We start from the raw sequence: 20,429 nt of genomic DNA, 5'->3' as shown, positions 1-20,429 counted from the left end.
CGCCCCGCCCGGTCAGTGGGCGGGGAAGGCCAGGTCGCGGACGCGGCGCACGGCCCGTTTCAGGACCGTGCGGTCCTGCTGGCGGGCCAGGCGCACCGCCTCGCGCCGCCAGCTCTCGGCCTTCTCCCGCCAGCGGGAGGCGTCCCTGCCGTTCTTGGCGGCCTCCCGGCGGAGCTGGGCGATCTCGGCGCGCAGGGCGGCGACGCGCCTGCGGTGGAGGGTCAGGTCCTTCTCGTGGCGGGCGGCGAGCAGGGCGAGCTCCGCGACCGGCGGCCGGCGCGGCGGGTAGACGTCCGGGCGGCGCCGGAGGCCCCATGAGGCGCCGTCCGCCCATTCCAGGCCGTACAGGGCGTCGATCAGGTCGTCCGGGTGGTCGCCGGGGGTGGCGACCAGGGCGGCCCTGGACAGGGCGGCCGTACGGTCGAGACGGGCGGCGACCACGCCCTGCGGGGTCTCGTCCAGGGCCAGGCACAGGCTGCCGAGGTCGTGCTCGTCCAGGTGGGCGATCAGGCGTTCGAGCGTGCCGGGGGAGAGCGTCCAGCCGGGCGGCACGGTCAGCCGGAAGGGGGCCGTCGTGCCCGCGGGCGGCCCCTGAGGCGGTTCGGCGGCCAGCCGGACCCGCGGGTCGTGCTCGAAGGTGGCCTGGAGCAGGCGCAGGTCCAGGTCGGGGTCGCGCAGGGGCGAGCGGCGTCCGGTGGGCAGCGCGGCCCACGGGCCGGTGAGGGTGAGGCGCACGTCGGGGATGGAGGAGGCGAGCAGGGCGTCCGCGGTGGCGCGGGTGTCCTCGTAGCCGCCCGCCGTCACCACCGCCTCCACGTACGGCACCAGCCACTGCCGCCCCGGATCCGTGCGCAGGTACCGCCGGTAGGGGACCCGGTCGGCCACGTAGGGGTCGTTGTACCGCTTCAGCGCGGCGACGTCGCGCATCGCGGTCGGCAGGCCGACGTGCCAGGCCCGCGCCTGCGGCTCCGGGACGAACACCGCCCCCGCCTGGACGAGCCGGTACCCCAGCTCGGTGTCCTCGGCCAGCACCAGGGAGGTGTCCAGGCCGCCGATCGAGCGCAGCAGCGCCGCCGGGTACGACGCCGTCGCCCCCACGTGCACGCGGGCCGCCGTCGCGCCGGACGCCGTACGCAGGCCGTCGTGGTCGTGGATGATCCGCTCGGCCCAGTCGTGCCGGTGCGGTGACAGGGGGAACAGGTCGTCCTCGGCGCCCGCGTCCAGGGCCCGGACGACCTGCTCCGGCGTGGGCGGCTCGCCGCCCGAGGTGAAGTCGATCCAGCCGAGCACCACCACGTACGGGGCCAGGTGGTGCCACCGGAGCTGGGCCTCGACGTGCCGCCGGTGCGGGACCATGTCGGCGTCCAGCACGAGGACGACGTCGCCGGCGGCGGCGTCCAGGCCCGCCTGCACGGCCCAGGCGCGCCCCCAGCCGCCCGGCGGGCTGGAGATCAGCTTGGTGCCGCCCGGGACGAGCTCGGGCAGGCGGATGGGGGTGGCGCTGCCGTCGTCCACCACGATCACGTCGAGCAGGTGCGCCGGGTAGCTCTGCGCGGACAGGGCGGCGAGCGTCAGGTCCAGGGTCTCCTGGCGGTCGTGCGCCGGGATGACGACCGTGACGGCGAGCTCCGGCTCCCAGGCCCCCAGCTCGGGCGGGTCGAGGACGCCGAAGTCGTTGCCGCGGATGCGCGGGACGGTCATGGGCGGCTGCTCCCCTCCAGCTCCATCAGGGCGTTCGGGCGGAACCCGCGCCACTGGCGCCGGTTGCGGCGCAGGAACGTGCCGATCGGCTCCTGCCAGGTGTGGGCGGAGGCCGGGCCGCGGCGCAGGATGTAGCCCAGGCCGTGGGTGCGGTAGATCTGGCCGCCCGCCGCCTGGAGGGCCTCCTGGAACTGGGTGTCCACCGAGCGGCGCAGCGGCCGGAAGCCGCCCACGGCCTGGAACGCCGAACGCTCCACCAGGATCGTGCCGCCCGCCACGAAGCTGGTGATCTGCTCGGTGACCTGGCTGCGGTGCACGGTGACGTCGATCGAGGCCAGGTAGACGAACTCGGGCACCGTGCCGACCACCTGCGCCCCCGAGTAGGCGTGGGCGAGCAGCAGGTCGGCCAGGAAGTCGGGGCCGTACCAGTCGTCGTCGTCCATCTTGAGCAGGAACGAGCCGGAGGCCCTGGCGGCGGCCTCGTTCAGCACCTCGCCGAAGACGGCGGCGGGGTCGGCCTCGTACACGGTCAGCGGGCCGCCGAAGGCGGCCAGGGCGGCGGCGACGTCGGGGTGCTCCCGCGGGACGCCGTGCAGCGCGAGCACCACTTCGAGCTGGGCGTCGCGCTGGCGGGCGATCTGCCGCAGGGCGAACGGCACCATGTCGGCGCGCCGGGTGGCCAGCAGGACGGAGGTGAGCGGGGGAGCGGGGGCGGGCGCGCCGAGCTGCTCCCACCGCGCCGCCACGCCATGGGTGCGCAGGGCGGCCCTGCGCAGCCGGATGCTGTGCTCCTCGCGCCGCAGCTCGTCGGACAGGTCGGGGGCGGCGGGCAGCAGCGCGACCAGCTCGTCCCCGAGAGCGCCCGCCCAGCGCGGCACGGCTCCGGTGACCAGCGGCACCCCGGCGGCGGCCAGACCGGCCAGCACCCGCACGGCCGCCAGCGGGCCGCTGTGCGGGTGCTGCCAGCTCACCTCGACGCCGCGGATCTGCCGGAGCCTGGCCACGTCGGCGTCGGTGACGCCGCCCGACTCGGCGAACGTCGTCACGACCTTGCCGTCGAGCAAGACCGACCAGCGGCCGTCGCGCTCGGCCAGCGCGGCCATGCCCCGGGACGGGGTGGTCACGAAACCCTGGGGGTTCACCAGGCGCTCGTCCACCGGCGGGACCATCGACGGCTCGCCGAGCACGTCGGGATCGGCCAGCGGCGACCCCGCCCCGCCGGGACGCCCGATGCTCTCCCAGCTCGCGGCGACGATCGTGGGCCGCTCGACGGGCGCCTGATCCCCGGCCCAGCCGATCCCGCCGTGCCCGCCCGCCCAGCCGTTCCCGCCCGGCTCGCCGGACCCGCCCGGCGTCAGGGCCGGGGACGCGTCCTGGGCGCGGCCGTCGCCCGGCGGGCGCAGGGCGTCGCCGGACAGGCCGCGCAGGGCGACGTCGCCCAGCGTGCGGAGCACGACGTCGCTGCCCGGGGCGCCGACGCGTTCGGGGACCGGGCCGCTCACCTCGGCGGGCGTGGCGTTCGGGTCGCCGGGACGCCAGTCGGCCGAGCCGATCCCGGCGATGCCGGCGGCGGGCGCGGCGATCACGTCCAGGCGGTGACCGGCGAAGGCGCGGGCGGTGGCGGTGACCGTGCGGCCGGCGGGCGTCGCGGCCGAGAAGCGGGCGTCCACCACCCACACCCGGCTCCTGGGCTGGTAGACCCGCAGGTCCGTCAGCGACCGCCAGCGGTGCGCGGGGGTCGGCGTGGGCACGGGGGCCGGGTGCGAGGCGGGGGCGTCGAGCACGCACACCACCACCCGCCCGGCCAGCGGGAGCAGCTTGTGCAGGGTCGCCACCCTGCGCAGGTCGGCGGGCGTCCTGGCGAGCACGAGGACGTGGTCGGCCGACTCCGGCTCGGCGGGCGGCTCCAGCAGGTCCCGGTCCAGGTCCACGGCTGCGGCGGGCAGCCCGGCGCGGCCCTCGCCGCCCTCGCCGTGACCTGGGAACGTGTGGCTCTCGATGCCGGCCAGGAACACCCGGGCGTCCGGCAGGTCGGCCAGCAGCGCGGTGACCGTCCGCCGCTCGGGTGACGGTTGACCGGCGCTCATCCGGCGCTCCGCAGGTGCCGGATCAGGGAGCTCAGCGGCCCGGGGGCGGGGTCCTCCGCGTCCTGCGTGCGGGACAGGCGCTCGACCTCGGCGGAGAGCCGGTCGACCTGGGCCCGCAGCTCCTCGGTCTCCGCCAGCCGCCGGGCCGCCAGGGCGCGCCACTTGGCCGGGTCGCCGCCCAGCGGCGGAGGCTCCGCGGCGGTGCCGAAGCCGTGCTCGCCGCCCTCGACCCACAGCACGCCGAACAGCTCGTCCACCAGGTCGTCCACCAGATCGTCGGCCGGATTGTCGTCGGCCGGGCCGCAGAAGCGGGCGGCGCGGGCGAAGGCGGCCGTGCGCTCCAGCCGGGCGGCCACCACCCCGTCCGCGTCCTCGGCCAGCGCGACGCAGAGCAGGCCGAGCAGGTCCTCGTCGGCCAGCCGCACGAGCCGGGCGAGGGTGTCGGCCCCGAGGACCCATCCGGCGGGCAGCCGCAGCAGGAACGGGGTGGGGGCGGCGCTGACCGGTTCGCTTTCCGCGAACGTGACGCGCGGCTCGTGGGCGTACAGGTTGTGCAGCAGCCGCAGGTCCAGCAGCGGGTCGTCGAGGCTGGACCGGCGCTCGCCGGTCAGCCGGCCCCAGGGGCCGACGACGGTGACGGCGGCGTCGGGCAGCGTGCCGGCCAGCGCCGCGTCCACGCTCGCCCGGGTCTCCTCGTACGTGGTGGCGCTCACCACGACCCGCACGTACGGCACCCGCCAGTGGCGCCGGGGATGGCCGCGCAGCCAGCGCAGGTCCGGCACGAGATCGCCCAGGTACGACCAGTTGTGCCGGTGGACCTCCTTCTCCCGCAGCATCACCGTGGACGGTCCCACGTGCCACGCCCTGGCCTGCGGATCGGGCACGAACACGGCCCCCGCCTGGGCCAGCCGGTAGCCCAGCTCGGTGTCCTCGGCCATGTTGAGCGAGGCGTCCACGCCGCCCGCCGCGCGCAGCAGCTCGGCGCGCACCGACGTGGAGGCCCCCGTGTGCAGCAGGTACGCGCTCGTCCCCGCGTCCTTGAGCATCCGGGTCGACTCCAGGGTCCTGCGCGTGTACTCCGGCTGCGTGCCCTCCTCGCCCGGGGCCGTCACGAACCGGATGTCGCCGATCACCACCACGTGGTCGAGCAGGTGGTGCCAGCGCATGTGCGCCTCAAGGTGGTCGGGGGCCAGGATCATGTCGGAGTCCAGCCAGTGGATCACGTCGCCGGTGGCGGCCAACTGGCCGGTCTGCCGGGCCGCGCCGCGTCCCCAGCCGTCGGTCACCCGTACGACGCGGGCCCCCGGCAGCTCGACCGGCGGCGTGCTGCCGTCGTCGGCGATCACGATCTCGACGAGCCCGGCCGGGTAGGTCTGCGCGGCCAGCGCGGACGCCGTGCGCTCCAGCGCCTCCTGGCAGTCGTAGGCCGGGATGACCACGGACACGCGCAGCTCGGGCGTCCAGTCCCCGATAGCGGGCGGGCGCAGCACCCCGTAGTCGTTGTGCCGGACGCGCGTCATGCCAGGCCCTTGGCCAGCGCGCGAACCTCCTCGCGCAGCTCCTCGACCTCGCGGGCCCTGGTCATGGCGTGCACGCGGTCCTCGCCGAGCGAGGCCAGGATCGCCCCGATGTCGTCGGCCCGTCGCGCGGCCGACTCCTCGACCGCCTGGACCAGCAACTCCAGCCGGGATTCGAGGTTCTTGACCGCGGTCGTGGCACGGGCGAGCTCGGCCTCGTGCTTCTTCATGCGCAGGTCGATCCGGTGCGCCTTGCCGTCCACACGGCGGACGACGAGCAGCAGCAGGGCGAGGGCGGCCAGCGTGACCGCGAACGCGGCGACGGCCGCCGCCGCACCGAGGGTGAGCAGGCCGGCCAGGACGAGGAGGGCGAGCACCCCGGCGGCCACGACTGCGAGAAGTGCGGCGGCCGCTGCCAGTCGGCGGGGCGAGAGCATCCGCGCAAACCTTTCATAGTCACGACTAGTCGGGCATAGGAGGATGGGCGGGATATTTGCCACCCTAATAAACCCTGACCACTACCGTGCCATAAGTTCCTGGAGGAAAACTGGGAACCCGGCCTCGGGTCTCATGCCGGCTGCCACCCGAAAGCTGCCTGTCTGTCTACTGACGTGTAAAAACGGGCGTAAGGTAGGCGCCGATCCAGTCCCGTCCGGTCGAGGAGCATCGTCCATGTCCGTCACCCCCTGCGGCTTCACGCGTACGCCGGGCAAGGGGTTCGCCCGGCTGCACTGGGCGGACGGATGGCAGGTGGACGGCGGTCCGCCCGACGTGCCCGCGCTGCGTTCCCGGCGCGGACTGGAGATCGACTGGCCCGCCGCGCCGGTGCCGCTCGACGGCCTGACGGAGCTGGCCGGCGCCGGGATCCCGCTGACCGCCCAGGACGCCCCCGCGTGGGTGCCGGGCGAACTGGCCGCGCTGCTCACCGACCGCGACTGGCTCGCCGAGCCCGCCGACGGCACCGCGCGCTCCCTGGCCGACCTGCGGCGGGAGGAGCACAGCGTACGGCTGCGGCGGCTGGTCCACCGGCCCGCCCGCGCGACGGTCAGCATCGTCATGTCGACCAAGCGGCCCGCCCTGGTCGGCGCGGCGCTGGCGCAGATGGAGCGGCAGCGGGGCGTCGAGGCCGAGGTCCTGCTCGGGCTGCACGGGGTGGCCTTCGAGCAGGTGCGCGCGGCCGTCGAGGCGTGCTCGCTGCCCGTACGGTGGGTCGAGGCGGACCGGACGGTGCCGTTCGGCGAGGTGCTGAACCGGGCCGCCGCCCTGGCCTCGGGCGACTACCTCGCCAAGTGGGACGACGACGACTGGTACGGCCCCGGCCACCTGTCCGACCTCCTCATGGCCCGCTCGTACGCGGGGGCCGACGTGGTGGGCACGACGGCCGAGTTCTTCTACCTGGAGCCGCTGCGCGCCACGATCCGGCGGACGACGTTCGCGAGCGGAGCGGCGTACCCTAGCGAGGTTTGGGCGGATCACGTAGCCGGAGGCACCATTTTGCTCCAAAGCGCGAAATTTCGGGAAATTGGGGGATTTCCCGCTCTCCCGCGTGCGGTCGATCTGGAGTTCCTGAAAGCCGCCCAAAAGATCGGCGCGCGCACCTATCGCACGCACGGCCTCGGCTACGTCCTGCGCAGGGGGCTGACCGAGGAGCACACCTGGCAGCTCCCCCTGGCCCATTTCGTCAGAATCGCCACGAACCAATGGCACGGCTTCCGGCCGAGCCTGCTGATGGAAGCCGCATGAACTACGGCCAGACGCCGCCGGTGCGCGGCAACGACTACCGCGTGCTGCGGCCCGGCGAGGACCTCACCCCGTCGCTCACGGTCAGCGTGATCATCCCGGCCTTCGGCGGCCAGGACAAGCTGGACCTGGTGCTGGCCGCCCTCGCCCGCCAGACCTACCCGGCCGCGCTCACCGAGGTCATCGTCGTGGACAACGGCAGCGTCCCGCCCCTGCGGCTGCCCGACGTCCGTCCCGAGGGCGCCCGCCTGATCGTCTGCGACCGGCCCGGACGCGCCAACGCCCGCAACGCCGGGCTGGCCGAGGCCACCGGCGACGTGATCCACTGGCTGGACTCCGACGTCGTCCTCACCCCGGGCGCGATCGAGGCCCACATGCGCTGGCACCACACGGCCCCCTACCTGGTCGTGACCGGCTACATCAGGTTCACCGGCGCCGAGCTGCCCGCCGAGCTGCCCGCCGACCTGGAGGAGCACTTCGAGCCCGCCGAGCCGCACGCCTGGATCGTCGACCTCGTCGAACGCACCGACGGCCTCACCGCCAACCCCCAGCGGCCCTTCAGCCTGCACGTCGGCGGCGCGACCTCGGTCGGGGCCCGCCTGATCGAGGCCGCCGGCCCCATGGACGACGAGCTGATCCTCGGCCAGGACACCGAGATGGGCTACCGGCTGGGCCAGGCGGGCGCGGTGTTCGTGCCCGAGCCGCGCGCCCGCGCCTACCATCTCGGCCCGACCATGCGCATGCGCGACAAGGAGGCCATCGACCGGGTGAGCCACGCGTTCGTGGCCGACCGCATCCCGGCGTACCGGTGGTTGCGCTCGCATCCGTCCCGGCAGTGGAAGGTCCCGTACGTCACCGCCGTCGTGGACGGCACGGCCGGCTACGACAGCGTGCGCGCGACCGTGGACGCCCTGCTCGCCGGGACCGTTCCCGACCTGTCGGTGCTCCTGCTCGGCCCCTGGGACGAGGTGGGCCGCGAACGCCGCTCCCCGCTCAAGGACTCCGGCCTCGACCTGGCCCTGGTCCACGGGCACTACCTGCACGAAGGGCGGGTGCGCCTGGCCGCGGCCGAGGAGCTGGACCCGGCCACGCCCTTCGTGCTGCGCCTGCCGCCCGGCTGGATCCCCGGCGAGGACACCCTCGCCCGCCTGCTCGACCTGGCCCGCGACGAGGGCCTCGGCCTGGTCGCCGTGCTGCTGCGGGAGTCGTCGCAGGGCGTCGTGGCGGCCCGCCTGGAACGCTGCTCGGCCTTCGCCAGGGCCCGCATGGTGGCCGCCGACGGGCCCGGTGAGCCCGGTGAGCCCGGCGACCTCGACGACGTGGTGGACGCCGTGTCCGGCGTGTCCTGGGTCGAGGGCGAGACCTACGGGTTCACCACGGAGGCGGCGCCGCTGATCGGGCGGCGAGGGGCGTACCGGGCGCGGCTGGAGGCCCAGGCCGAGACCGAGCGGCTGGCGGCGGAGGCCGACCGCCTGCGCGCCCAGGTCGCCAAGTGGAAGGACGAGGCCACCCGATGGCGTAGGACGGCCGTCGAGCTGCGGCGCGACGTGAGCACGCTGCGCCGCCAGCTCGCCGCGGCGAACCGCGCCCAGCAGAGCCTGCGCACCCTGCTGTCGGCCACGATGAAACGGGCGCTGGGCCGCCGCCTGCGCGGCTGACCGGCGGCCCGCCGGCGGCGGTCAGTTCGGGCGCAGGGCCGACTTCAGCCGCCTGAACAGGGTGTTCTCGGCGGACTCGGCCGGGACCGCGACCGTCGCGGGGATGGTGACCGGCTCCGGCTGCGGCGGCGCGGGCCAGTAGCGGTCCGGCGGCTCGTGCCGTACGCCGTGCGTGGTGTCGATGACCTCGTCGAGGTCGGCGCCTGGACCGGCGAGCAGCAGCGCCCGGCCCAGCGCCGAGGTGCGTTCGAGCCGGGCCGTGCGCCCGTCGGGCAGGTCGACGACGAGCACCCCCGTCAGGTCCTTCTGCACCGACTCGATCATGCGCTCCAGCGTCGCCCGGTGCAGCGGCACGTCCACCGGCCCCCGGTAGCGGAACGGCGTGGGCGCGGGCGTGGGGGCGGCCTCGTCGATGAGCCGGATGCGTTCGTCGTGCGCGAACAGGTCGCGCATGAGCCGCAGCTCGAAGCACGGGTCCGACAGCACCGCGCGCCGCCCGTCGTCGAGCCGGGACCAGGGGCCCACCAGCGTCAGCACGACGTCCTGGAGCTTGCCGTCCAGGGCCGCCGCCACCGCCCGCCGCACCACCGACTCGGAGGTGTCGGTGACGTCCAGCACGATCTCCACGTACGGCACCAGCCACCGCCGGCCCCGGTCCTTGCGCAGGTCCCGGCGGAGCGGGATCCGGTGCGCCAGGTACGGCTCCACCGCCCGCACGGCCCGCTCCCGGTCGCGGTGCTGCGCCGGCAGCCCGAGGTGCACGGCCTGGGCGGCCCGGTCGGGCACGAACACCACGCCGTGCATGGCCAGCCGGTAGGAGAACTCGGTGTCCTCGCCGCGCACCACGGTCGGGTCGAGCCCGCCCACGGCGTCGAAGACCTCGCGGGGGAGGGCGAAGGTCGGCCCGGTGCACACGTGGTACGGGTTGCGGCTGCCGCGCAGCCCGTCGGTCTTGTCGATCGTCGCCTCGGTCGAGCTCGACACGGCCCCGGCCAGGTCGAACACCTCCTCCAGGCGGTCGGCGCGGAAGACCTCCCGCGCGGTGACCGGCGGCGCCTCGACGAACTTCTTCATCCCGATCGTGACCAGGTAGTCGGTCACGTGATGCCAGCGGGCCAGGGCCTCGATGTGCTCGCGGCAGGCGACCATGTCGGCGTCGAGCCGCTGGATGATCTCCCCGTCGGCGGCCTTGGCGCCGGTGTTGACCGCGTTGGAGATGCCCCAGCCGTCGCGTACCGGGACGATCCTGGTGTTGACCGGCCGGATCTCCGGCAGCCGGACGGGCGGCGCGCTCCCGTCGTCGACGACCAGGACCTCCATGAGATGGTCCGGGTACGTCTGCGCGGCCAGCGCGGCCAGCGTCAGGTCGAGTTTGTCCTGCCCGCCGTGCGCCGGTATCACCACGCTCACGGACAGCTCCGGCGACCAGGCCCCGAGCTCCGGCGGCACTACTGGTGAATAGTCGTTCTGCCTCAAAGCAGGACGCGCGTTCATGGTGACCCCCTGCCGAGACCTTATCGGGAGATGCTGAGAATTTCCTGAATAGTGATGCTGTCCAACCTCCTGTCCACCCAGTGGACTCGGCTCCGCGCCCGCGCCGCGCACCCCGTACACTCGGTGGCCAACACCGCAGGTAGGGAGTCATCATGGGCAGGTCGTGGCGTGGCCTCATCGAGGAGTACCGAGAGCGTCTTCCGGTCACCACGAAGACGCCCGTCGTCACGCTCCTCGAAGGCGGCACCCCGCTCGTCCCGGCGCACCGCGTGTCGGCGCTGACGGGATGCGAGGTCTATCTGAAGGTCGAGGGGGCGAACCCGACCGGCAGCTTCAAGGACCGCGGCATGACCATGGCCATCAGCAAGGCGGTCGAAGAGGGCGCCAAGGCGGTCATCTGCGCCTCCACCGGCAACACCTCGGCCTCCGCGGCGGCCTACGCCGTACGCGCGGGGCTGACCTGCGCCGTGCTGGTGCCGAAGGGCAAGATCGCGATGGGCAAGCTGGCGCAGGCGCTCGTCCACGGGGCCACGCTGCTGCAGGTCGAGGGGTCGTTCGACGACTGCCTGGAGATGACCCGCAAGCTGTCCTCCAGCTACCCGATCGCGCTGGTCAACTCGGTCAACCCGTTCCGGCTGCAGGGCCAGAAGACGGCGGCGTTCGAGATCGTCGACGCGCTCGGCGACGCCCCCGACATCCACTGCATCCCGGTGGGCAACGCGGGCAACATCTCGGCCTACTGGATGGGCTACCAGGAGTACGCCGACGACGGCGTCTCGACGAAGCGCCCGCGCATGTTCGGCTTCCAGGCCAGCGGCGCCGCGCCGATCGTCGAGGGCGCCCCGGTGACCCACCCCCACACGATCGCCACCGCCATCCGCATCGGCAACCCGGCGTCCTGGGGCCTGGCCACCGCGGCCCGCGACGAGTCCGGCGGCGTCATCCAGGCGGTGACCGACCGGCAGATCGCGGCGGCGTACAAGCTGCTGGCCCAGGAGGAGGGCGTGTTCGTGGAGCTGGCCTCGGCGGCGAGCGTCGCGGGGCTGCTCCAGGCGCACTCCCAGGGGCTCGTGGAGGCCGGGCAGCGCATCGTCTGCACCGTCACCGGCAACGGCCTGAAGGACCCCGACTGGGCCATCTCGGGCGCGCCCGCCCCGGTGGTCATCCCGATCGACGTGCACGCCGCGGCCGCGGCGCTCAACCTCGCCTGAGAGGTCTACGGGGAGTCAGTGAACGACGAGGGAACCGTGGTGAACCCATGACGACGGTGCGAATCCGCGTGCCTGCCACGTCGGCCAACCTGGGGCCGGGCTTCGACGCGCTCGGCCTGGCGCTCACCCTCTACGACGACGTGGAGGCCACGCTCACCGCCGAGCCCGGCGTGCGCGTGAGCGTGGAGGGCGAGGGCGCCGGCGAGGTCGACCTCGGCGAGGGGCACCTCGTCGTCCGGGCGATGCGCGAGGCGTACGCCCGCATGGGGGCGCCGCAGCCCGCGGGCATCGCCCTGCGCTGCGTCAACCGCATCCCGCACGCCCGCGGCCTGGGCTCGTCCTCGGCCGCGGTCTGCGCCGGCATCCTGGCCGCCCGCGCGCTGAGCGACGGCGGCCTGTCCGACGACGAGGTCTTCGCGCTGGCCACCGAGATGGAGGGCCACCCGGACAACGTCGCTCCGTGCCTGGTGGGGGGCCTGACGGTGGCCTGGACCGACCATGCGGGAGCACCGCGTATGGTGAAGCTGGCCCCCGACGAGAGGGTCCGTCCGGTCGCCGTCGTTCCTTCGACGCGGCTGGCCACGGAGACCGCTCGGGGGCTGTTGCCGAAGGACGTGCCCCACAAGGACGCCTCCTTCAACGCCGGCAGGGCCGCGTTGCTGATCGCCGCGCTGACCTCGCGGCCGGAACCAGAGCTGCTGCTCGCCGCCACCGAAGACCGTCTCCACCAGCCTTATCGCGCGCCTGCCATGCCGGAGAGCGCGCGTCTGGTAGAACGTCTGCGTGCCGTCGGCGTGCCCGCGGTCGTTTCGGGGGCGGGTCCCACGGTTCTTGCGTTTTCGTCACCGGATACGCAGGATTTGATCGCGCCAGAAGTGGGTAATGACTGGCACATCCAGCAAATGGACGTCGACCCGGTTGGTGCGAACGTTCAGTTCCCCGAGACACGCTGATGCCTCTTTAGACCTTCAGGGAATAGCCGTGTGCGCTGGTGATGTTAGGCTGATAGCCGCACCAGATGCCCCCTTGGTGGGTGCGTGCTTGTCAGCCATACATCGCTGCATCATGCTTCACGTCGCGAGGCGTGGGCAGCGCGGCTGTCTCCCCGGAATCCGTTGCCTCCGGTTGGCCCACACCCGGTTGGCCCAACGTGAGGCGGCGACGACGGGGACCTGCGCGTTCGACGCACATCGACATCTGGTTGGCGACAGCAATCTGGGGGGTGTCAGCCACGCGCCACGGTCCTGTGGCGGCCTGGACGAACCCCTCCCCAAGAGTGGCGGCCGTCCGCGACAGCCGAAGATCGCAACGTGCACCCCGACCCGGTCTGTCCCGCCGGGTCGCAAGCACCTCCGGGACGCCCGGCAGAACAAAACCGGCGCCCGACCCCTGGGAAGGACCTTTTAGTTGAGCGACACCACCGAACTCCTCTCCGACGCACCAGGCGCTCAGCCCGCGTCCGGCGACACCCCCACCCGCGCCGCGGCCAAGCCTCGTGCGCGTCGCTCCGGCACCGGCCTGTCCGCCAAGGTGCTGCCCGAGCTGCAGAAGATGGCCGCTGAGCTCGGCATCAGCGGCACCGGGCGCATGCGGAAGAGCCAGCTCATCGCGGCCATCCAGGAGAAGCAGGGTGGCGCCTCCGGAGACGGCGCTCCGGCGGCAGCCGTGGTTGAGGCGGCGCCCGTCCTGACGGAGGCCGCGCCTCCCGTGGCCGAGCGGCCCACCCGTACGCGCAGGGAACGTTCCCGCACCAAGGCCGCCGACGAGGCTGCGCCGCAGGCCGCCGAGCCGGTGGCCGCGGCCCCCGAGCCCGTGGCCGCGCCGGCCGAGCCGGCCGTCGAGCAGCAGGCCCAGGTCGTGGACGCCGGTCAGGCCGACACGCGGGGCGAGCGCGAGAGCCGTCGCGAGCGGCGCAGCCGCGGCGAGCGCCGTGAGCGTGGCGACCGCGGCGAGCGCGGTGAGCGCAGCGACCGCGGTGAGCGTGGCGACCGTGCCGACCGCGGTGAGGGCGGCCGTGCCGAGAGCAGCCGCGGCGACCAGCGCGCCACGGACGCCGGCGGCAGGGGCGACCAGCGCGGCGACCAGCGCAGTGACCAGCGTGGCGACCAGCGTGGCGGTGACCAGCGCGGCGGCGACCAGCGCGGTGACCAGCGTGGCGGCGGCGACGACGACGACCGCGGGCGTGGCCGCAGGGGCCGCTTCAGGGAGCGCAACCGCGGCCGCGGCCGTGACCGCTTCGACAGCACCGAGCCCGTCATCGGCGACGACGACGTGCTCATCCCGATCGCCGGCATCCTCGACATCCTCGACAACTACGCGTTCGTCAGGACCAGCGGCTACCTGCCAGGCAGCAACGACGTCTACGTCTCGCTGGCCCAGATCCGCCGCAACGGCCTGCGCAAGGGCGACGTCATCACCGGCGCGGTGCGCCAGCCGCGCGACGGCGAGCGCCGCGAGAAGTTCAACGCCTTGGTCCGCCTCGACACCGTCAACGGCATGGACCCGGAGCAGGCCCGCAACCGGCCCGACTTCAACAAGCTGACGCCGCTCTACCCGCAGGAGCGCCTGCGCCTGGAGACCGAGCACAACATCCTCACCACGCGGATCATCGACCTCGTGTCGCCGATCGGCAAGGGCCAGCGCGGTCTCATCGTCTCGCCGCCCAAGGCCGGCAAGACGATGGTGCTGCAGGCGATCGCCAACGCGATCACCCGCAACAACCCCGAGTGCCACCTGATGGTCGTCCTCGTGGACGAGCGTCCCGAAGAGGTCACCGACATGCAGCGGTCGGTCAAGGGCGAGGTCATCCACTCGACCTTCGACCGTCCGGCCGAAGACCACACCACGGTCGCCGAGCTGGCCATCGAGCGCGCCAAGCGCCTGGTGGAGCTGGGCCACGACGTGGTCGTCCTGCTCGACTCGATCACGCGACTCGGCCGCGCCTACAACCTGGCGGCCCCGGCCTCCGGTCGTATCCTGTCGGGTGGTGTCGACTCCACGGCGCTCTACCCGCCCAAGCGCTTCTTCGGCGCCGCGCGCAACATCGAGAACGGCGGCTCGCTGACGATCCTCGCCACGGCCCTGGTCGAGACCGGGTCCAAGATGGACGAGGTCATCTTCGAGGAGTTCAAGGGCACCGGCAACATGGAGCTCAAGCTCAACCGCTCCCTGGCCGACAAGCGCATCTTCCCCGCGGTCGACGTCGACGCGTCCGGCACGCGCAAGGAAGAGATCCTCATGGCCAAGGAGGAGCTGCAGATCGTCTGGAAGCTGCGGCGGGTGCTGCACGCCCTGGACATGCAGCAGGCTCTGGAACTTCTCCTGGAGAAGATGAAGGAGACCAAGTCCAACGCCGAGTTCCTGCTGCAGGTGCAGAAGACCACGGTGAGCAACGACCGCGACTAGCGGCCACGCGCCTTGAGGGGCGGCGGGGAGGTTCTCCCGCCGCCCCTTTCGCGTGCTCGGGCAGGTCGCGGGGCGGGGTGGGGTTAACCCCACCCGCGGACCGGACGTCTGCTCCATTCACCCCGTCCGCGCCGCCGGGCAGGCTGGGGGCATGCGATCGGTGAGGCTGAAGGACAGGGTGCGGTTCGGGCCGAAGGGGCCGTTAGGGGTGCTGGTGGACCCGATGACCTGGCGGGCGGCTCCGTACCTGCTGGTCAGCGCGGTGTTCGGGATGGCCTGGTTCGTCGTGGTGGCCCTGGCGACGACGGTGGCGGTGCCGCTGGTGGTGGTCTGGGTGGGGCTGCCGCTGACGATGGCGACCGTGCTGATGTGGCGCGGCGGGGCCATGCTGGAGCGGCGGCTGATGGGGGCGGCGTTCGGGGTGCGGATCGCCGACCCGTACCGCGGCAGGCCCGAGGGCGGGCTGCTGTCGCACCTCACCTGGCTGCTGGGCGACAAGGCCACCTGGCAGGACCTCGGCTACCTCCTCATGCTCCTCCCGCTGGGCCTGGTCGAGTCCGCGCTGTCGCTCGCCCTGTGGACGGCGACGGCGACGCTGCTCCTCGCGCCGCTGGCCCGCGTCCTGTACGTCCTGAGCGACGGCCGCACCGGCCTGATCATCGACGACTGGGCGGGCGCGCTGGTCGCGGGTGCGGCGGGCGTGGCGCTGCTCGTCGTGACGGCCTATCTCGTACGGGGCATGGCCTGGCTGCACGGCACCCTGGCCACGGTGCTGCTCGGCGGCAGCGAGGAGGAGCGGCTGCGGGCCAGCCGGGCCAGGGGGATCGACGCGGCCGAGGCCGAACGCCGCAGGATCGAGCGCGACCTGCACGACGGCGCGCAGCAGCGGCTGCTGTCGGTGGCGGTGGACCTCGGACGGGCGCAGGCCAAGTTCGACACCGAGCCGGAGGAGGCCAGGGCGCTGATCGTGCAGGCGCACGCGGGCACCAAGGCGGCCATCGCCGAGCTGCGCGACCTGGCCCGCGGCATCCACCCGGCCATCCTCACCGACCGCGGGCTCGACGCGGCGCTGTCGGGGCTGGCCGCGCGGGCCCCGGTGCACGTGGACGTCTCCGTCGAACTGACCGAACGGCCGCCGGCCGCGGTGGAGAGCATCGCGTACTTCATCGTCGCCGAGGCCCTGGCCAACCTCGCCAAGCACTCGGGCGCGACGGAGGCGTCGGTGGCGGTGTTCGGGGGCGAGCGCGGCGTGGTCGTGGACGTGTGGGACAACGGCATCGGCGGCGCCGTCGTCACCCCGGACGGCGGGCTGTCGGGCCTGGCCGACCGGGCGGCGACCATCGACGGCGTGCTCGTGCTGCACAGCCCCGCCGGGGGGCCGACGATCGTGCGTGCGGAGCTGCCCTGCGAATGGTAGTCATGTGCACATGCGCGTGGTCATCGCCGAGGATTCCGTACTGTTGCGCGAGGGGCTGGCGCGGCTGCTCGCCGACGGCGGTTTCGAGACCGTCGCGGCGGTCTCCGACGGGCCCGCGCTGGTGGCCGCCGTCCGCGAGCACGAGCCCGACCTGGCGATCGTCGACGTGCGCATGCCGCCCACCCACACCGACGAGGGGCTGAAGGCGGCGCTGCGGGTCCGCGAGGCCAGGCCCGACTTCCCGATCCTGGTCCTGTCCCAGTACGTCGAGGAGCGCTACGCGGGCGAGCTGATCGGCAAGGCCGTCGGCTACCTGCTGAAGGAGCGGGTGGCCGACGTGGCCGAGTTCATGGAGGCGGTGCGCGAGGTGGCGGCGGGCGGCACGGTGATCGATCCGGAGGTCGTCGTGCAATTGCTCAGCCGCAGGCGCAGGGGCGCGCCGCTGGACCTGCTCTCCCCCCGGGAGCGCGAGGTCCTGGCCCTGATGGCCGAGGGCCGCTCCAACACCGCGATCGCCTCCAGGCTGGTCGTCACCGAAGGGGCGGTGGAGAAACACGTGTCCGGCATCTTCGCCAAGCTGGCCCTCGGGCCCGCGCCCGAGGACCATCGGCGGGTTCTCGCCGTCCTGACGTATCTGGGTCGCTGATACGGCCTGCACCCGGGGTTGGGGATGCGGGCCGTACCCGCTACCTCACGTCCACGAACTCCTGCGGCGACAGGGAGGTGCGCGTCTTGCTCGTGCCGGGCACCTTGACCTGGAAGTAGCCGTCCTTCTTGGCCTTGAAGGTCTTGCTGTACTTGCCGGTCGAGGTGGCCTTGGCGTACCCCATGAACTTGTACGTCTTGGTGCCCTTGGCCTTGAAGTACACCTCGACGATCTTGTTCTTGTACGCCTTGGTCCCGCGGTAGACCTTGCCGTAGACCTTGAACGCGCGGCCCTTGGCGACCTTGTTCGGGGCCGAGATCGTCACCCGGGTCTTGGCCTTCTTGGACGCGCCGCCGGTCGGGGCGACGACCGAGAAGGACGCCTCGCCCTTGAGCGTCTGGCCGGCGCGGGTGGCGTACACCTCCAGCGTCCAGGCGCCCTCGGTGGTGTCGTCGGTGAAGTACGTGACGCCGCGGTAGTAGCTGTCCGACTCCTTGGCCAGCTCACCGAGGTCGTAGTACTCGCTGGTGGTGTCGCTGACGAGCTTGGCCGAGACCGTGCCCGCGTCCTTCACCGACGCCTCGACCGTGACCTTGGTGTCCTTGCCCTTGACGAGCTGGACGGGGTCGGGGGTGACGTTCGCGCCGGAGATGCCCTGCTTGCCGGACACCTTGACGGTGAAGGTGCTCGGGCTGCTCCCGCCGCCCGAACGGGCGACGTTGACGGTGAGCTTCCAGTCGCCCGCCGGGTCGTCCTTGGTGATCGTCCACTTGCCGGTGATCGTCTTGTCGGCGGCCGGCGACGGGGTGGCGGTCGGGGTGGAGGTGGGGGTGGAGGTGCTCGGCGTGAAGTCGAACGAGACCGTCTTGGCCGACTTGCCGGGCGGCTCGATGGACCCGGTCACGCCGGTGACGGTGTCCGGGTTCTTGAGCTTGAGCGTGACGGTGGCGTCGACGTCCTTCTCCAGCGGGACGTACGCGCTCGCCGACGCGTCGCCCGTGAAGTCGTCCGCCAGCGCGTACGCCGAGGCCGACGCGCCGGTGGCCGAGAGACCGGCGCCTCCGAGGAGAACGGCGGCCCCCGTGGCGGCCGCGAGGAGCAGCCGCACCCTTCTCTTCATCAGTTGGATGATCCTTTGGCTAAGTCCCATTTGTGGGAAAAGTGATGGTTTGTGCGAGGGAGCCTAGTGTGGCGCGCGTGGCCGCGTCATGAAGATCGCGGGAATGCCCCATGGCCTGGGCAGGTTGCACGATCTGGCACACTGGTAGCTGACCATTTTGCGGTTCCGGTTCACGCCATGCGTGAAGGCGACCCGGCGGCCGCAGCCCGAAAGGACAGCCATGAAGCCCGACATCCACCCCGATTACCACGTGACGCAGGTCTCCTGCTCCTGCGGCAACACGTTCACCACCCGCAGCACCGCGAAGAACGGCGTCATCCACGCCGACGTGTGCTCGGCCTGCCACCCGTTCTACACGGGCAAGCAGAAGATCCTCGACACCGGCGGCCGGGTGGCTCGCTTCGAGAAGCGCTTCGGCAAGAAGGCCACGGGCAAGTAGCTTCACCGACGCCGACCCGGCCGCACCACGTGCGCCGGGTCGGCGTTGTTGGTGAAACGGCATTCAAACCACTGAAGGACCCACGGTGAACCTCGACGAGTTGCTCAAGGAGTATTCCGAGCTGGAGCTGCAGCTTGCCGACCCCGCCGTGCACGCCGACCAGAACAAGGCCCGCACACTCGGCCGGCGCTACAGCCAGCTCACCCCGATCGTCACCACCTACCGCGAGCTCGACACGGCCCGCGAGGACCTGACGGCGGCCAAGGAACTGGCCGGCGAGGACGAGGGGTTCGCGGCCGAGGCGGCCGAGATCGAGGAGCGCATCCCGCAGCTTGAGGAGAAGCTCAAGCACCTGCTCATCCCGCGCGACCCCAACGATGACAAAGACATCATCATGGAGATCAAGGCGGGCGAGGGCGGCGAGGAGTCCGCGCTGTTCGCCGGCGACCTGCTGCGGATGTACCTGCGCTACGCCGAGCGCCTCGGCTGGAAGACCGAGATCATCGACACCCAGCCCTCCGACCTCGGCGGCTACAAAGACGTCACGGTCGGCATCAAGGCCAAGGGCGACGAGGGCGTGTGGTCCAGGCTCAAGTTCGAGGGCGGCGTCCACCGCGTGCAGCGGGTGCCCGTCACCGAGTCCCAGGGCCGCATCCACACCAGCGCCGCGGGCGTGCTGGTCTACCCGGAGGCGGAGGAGGTCGACGTCCAGATCGACCCCAACGACCTGCGCATCGACGTCTACCGCTCCAGCGGTCCCGGTGGCCAGAGCGTCAACACGACCGACTCGGCCGTGCGCATCACCCACCTGCCCACGGGCGTGGTCGTCTCCTGCCAGAACGAGAAGAGCCAGCTCCAGAACAAGGAGTCGGCGATGCGCATCCTGCGCGCCCGGCTGCTGGCCGTGGCCCAGGAGCAGGCCGACGCCGCGGCGCAGGCCGAGCGCAAGTCGCAGGTGCGCACGGTCGACCGTTCCGAGCGCATCCGCACGTACAACTTTCCCGAGAACCGGATTTCTGACCACCGCGTAGGCTTCAAGGCGTATAACCTCGACCAGGTTCTCGACGGCGAGCTCAACGCCGTCACCCAGGCACTCATCGACGCCGAGATGGCGGAGAAGCTCGCACAACACTCATGACATTTCTGCTGGACGAGATCGCTCTCGCCACCGCCCGGCTCGCCGAGGCAGGTGTGCCTTCGCCGCGCACCGACGCGGAGGAGATCGCGGCGTTCGTCCACGGCGTGCGCAGGAGCGAGCTCCACACGGTCAAGGACTCCGACTTCGACGCGCTGTTCTGGGAGGGCATCGCCCGGCGCGAGGCGCGTGAGCCGCTGCAGCACATCACCGGCCACGCCTACTTCCGCTACCTGGAGCTCGCGGTCGGCCCCGGCGTGTTCGTGCCGCGGCCGGAGACCGAGGTCATGGCCGGGTGGGCGATCGAGACCCTGCGCGCCATGGACGTGACGGCGCCGCTCGTCGTCGACCTCGGCACCGGCTCGGGGGCCATCGCGCTGTCGATCGCCCAGGAGGTCGCGCTCGCCGAGGTGCACGCCGTCGAGGTCGACCCCGCGGCCTACACCTGGGCCAAGCGCAACATCTCCGAGCTGGGCCAGGGGCGTACGCACCTGCACCCGGAAGATCTCGCCGAAGCCCTTCCCGAGCTCAACGGCAAGGTCGACCTGGTGATCTCCAACCCGCCGTACATCCCGCCCGGCGCCATCCCGCGCGACCCCGAGGTCCGCGACTACGACCCCTCAAGGGCCCTGTACGGCTCCGGCGACGACGGCCTCGGCGAGGTGCGCGCGGTCGAACGCACCGCCCGCCGCCTGCTGCGCCCCGGCGGCTGGGTGGCCGTCGAACACGCCGACGAGCAGGGCAGGGCCGTCTATCTGACCTTCCCGGAGGACAACGGCTGGCGCGACGTCCGCCTGCGCCAGGACCTCACCCGAAGGGACCGCTTCGTCACGGCCAGACTCGGCCAGGACTAGGATGC

16 protein-coding genes are annotated in these 20,429 nt (G+C 72.7%); 10 read left to right on the top strand and 6 right to left on the bottom strand.

The features are described 5' to 3' along the window. Positions 1–12 precede the first annotated feature (12 nt). The 4 genes from ACIBST_RS06790 to ACIBST_RS06775 are packed head-to-tail and all read right to left on the bottom strand — an operon-like array spanning position 13 to position 5,742. Positions 13–1,701, bottom strand: coding sequence for a glycosyltransferase (locus tag ACIBST_RS06790; protein ID WP_397169706.1), 1,689 nt, complete (start codon positions 1,699–1,701; stop codon positions 13–15). Continuing rightward, positions 1,698–3,788 carry a glycosyltransferase gene (locus ACIBST_RS06785; RefSeq protein WP_397169705.1) on the bottom strand — a complete coding sequence of 697 codons (2,091 nt, stop codon included), beginning with the start codon at positions 3,786–3,788 and terminating at the stop codon, positions 1,698–1,700. Before ACIBST_RS06785 ends, ACIBST_RS06790 begins: the two co-directional genes overlap by 4 nt. Then, positions 3,785–5,308 (bottom strand): glycosyltransferase, encoded by a 1,524-nt coding sequence (locus ACIBST_RS06780; RefSeq protein ID WP_397169703.1) that lies wholly within the window; start codon positions 5,306–5,308, stop codon positions 3,785–3,787. Before ACIBST_RS06780 ends, ACIBST_RS06785 begins: the two co-directional genes overlap by 4 nt. After that, the gene (locus tag ACIBST_RS06775; RefSeq protein WP_397169702.1) at positions 5,305–5,742 is read right to left on the bottom strand and encodes a hypothetical protein; all 438 of its coding nucleotides are present in this window, start codon (positions 5,740–5,742) and stop codon (positions 5,305–5,307) included. Before ACIBST_RS06775 ends, ACIBST_RS06780 begins: the two co-directional genes overlap by 4 nt. 235 nt (positions 5,743–5,977) lie before the next feature. Here ACIBST_RS06775 and ACIBST_RS06770 point away from each other — a divergent pair, with 235 nt between their 5' ends. Together ACIBST_RS06770 and ACIBST_RS06765 are read left to right on the top strand one after the other, a co-directional pair. Then, on the top strand, positions 5,978–7,048 hold the full coding sequence (locus tag ACIBST_RS06770; protein WP_397169700.1) for a glycosyltransferase: 1,071 nt from the start codon (positions 5,978–5,980) through the stop codon (positions 7,046–7,048). Continuing rightward, complete coding sequence (locus ACIBST_RS06765; protein WP_397169699.1) at positions 7,045–8,703, top strand: glycosyltransferase; 1,659 nt, start codon at positions 7,045–7,047, stop codon at positions 8,701–8,703. Before ACIBST_RS06770 ends, ACIBST_RS06765 begins: the two co-directional genes overlap by 4 nt. A gap of 21 nt (positions 8,704–8,724) precedes the next feature. Here ACIBST_RS06765 and ACIBST_RS06760 read toward each other — a convergent pair whose 3' ends face one another. Then, complete coding sequence (locus tag ACIBST_RS06760; RefSeq protein ID WP_397169697.1) at positions 8,725–10,113, bottom strand: glycosyltransferase; 1,389 nt, start codon at positions 10,111–10,113, stop codon at positions 8,725–8,727. A 236-nt stretch (positions 10,114–10,349) separates the two neighbouring features. Between ACIBST_RS06760 and thrC the strand changes: the two genes are divergently transcribed. The 5 genes from thrC to ACIBST_RS06735 all read left to right on the top strand — a co-directional run bounded on the left by thrC (position 10,350) and on the right by ACIBST_RS06735 (position 16,876). After that, complete coding sequence (gene thrC / locus ACIBST_RS06755) at positions 10,350–11,408, top strand: threonine synthase (RefSeq protein WP_397169695.1); 1,059 nt, start codon at positions 10,350–10,352, stop codon at positions 11,406–11,408. A gap of 47 nt (positions 11,409–11,455) precedes the next feature. Continuing rightward, entirely contained in the window at positions 11,456–12,361 is a 906-nt protein-coding gene (thrB, locus tag ACIBST_RS06750) for a homoserine kinase (RefSeq protein ID WP_397169694.1), read from the top strand. Positions 12,362–12,815: 454 nt separating this feature from the next. Next, a complete protein-coding gene (rho, locus tag ACIBST_RS06745; protein WP_397169692.1) occupies positions 12,816–14,813 on the top strand; it encodes a transcription termination factor Rho in 1,998 nt (665 codons plus the stop codon). Between the two features lie 151 nt (positions 14,814–14,964). Further along, positions 14,965–16,230, top strand: coding sequence for a sensor histidine kinase (locus ACIBST_RS06740; protein WP_397169691.1), 1,266 nt, complete (start codon positions 14,965–14,967; stop codon positions 16,228–16,230). Between the two features lie 10 nt (positions 16,231–16,240). Then, complete coding sequence (locus tag ACIBST_RS06735) at positions 16,241–16,876, top strand: response regulator (protein ID WP_397169689.1); 636 nt, start codon at positions 16,241–16,243, stop codon at positions 16,874–16,876. 40 nt (positions 16,877–16,916) lie between these two features. On the opposite strand, the gene ACIBST_RS06730 is transcribed toward ACIBST_RS06735, so the two are convergent. Further along, positions 16,917–17,996 (bottom strand): hypothetical protein, encoded by a 1,080-nt coding sequence (locus ACIBST_RS06730; protein ID WP_397169687.1) that lies wholly within the window; start codon positions 17,994–17,996, stop codon positions 16,917–16,919. A 220-nt stretch (positions 17,997–18,216) separates the two neighbouring features. Here ACIBST_RS06730 and rpmE point away from each other — a divergent pair, with 220 nt between their 5' ends. From rpmE to prmC, 3 genes are all read left to right on the top strand, one after another. Further along, positions 18,217–18,435, top strand: coding sequence for a 50S ribosomal protein L31 (gene rpmE / locus ACIBST_RS06725; protein WP_352320396.1), 219 nt, complete (start codon positions 18,217–18,219; stop codon positions 18,433–18,435). An 85-nt stretch (positions 18,436–18,520) separates the two neighbouring features. After that, positions 18,521–19,573 (top strand): peptide chain release factor 1, encoded by a 1,053-nt coding sequence (prfA, locus tag ACIBST_RS06720; RefSeq protein WP_397169685.1) that lies wholly within the window; start codon positions 18,521–18,523, stop codon positions 19,571–19,573. After that, a complete protein-coding gene (prmC, locus tag ACIBST_RS06715; RefSeq protein WP_352320399.1) occupies positions 19,570–20,424 on the top strand; it encodes a peptide chain release factor N(5)-glutamine methyltransferase in 855 nt (284 codons plus the stop codon). Before prfA ends, prmC begins: the two co-directional genes overlap by 4 nt. The last annotated feature ends 5 nt before the right edge of the window (positions 20,425–20,429 follow it).

This window comes from Nonomuraea sp. NPDC049684, assembly GCF_044465345.1.
Lineage (GTDB): Bacteria > Actinomycetota > Actinomycetes > Streptosporangiales > Streptosporangiaceae > Nonomuraea.
Note: the sequence above shows the minus strand (reverse complement) of the source record. Positions and strands in the feature narration are given on the sequence as shown.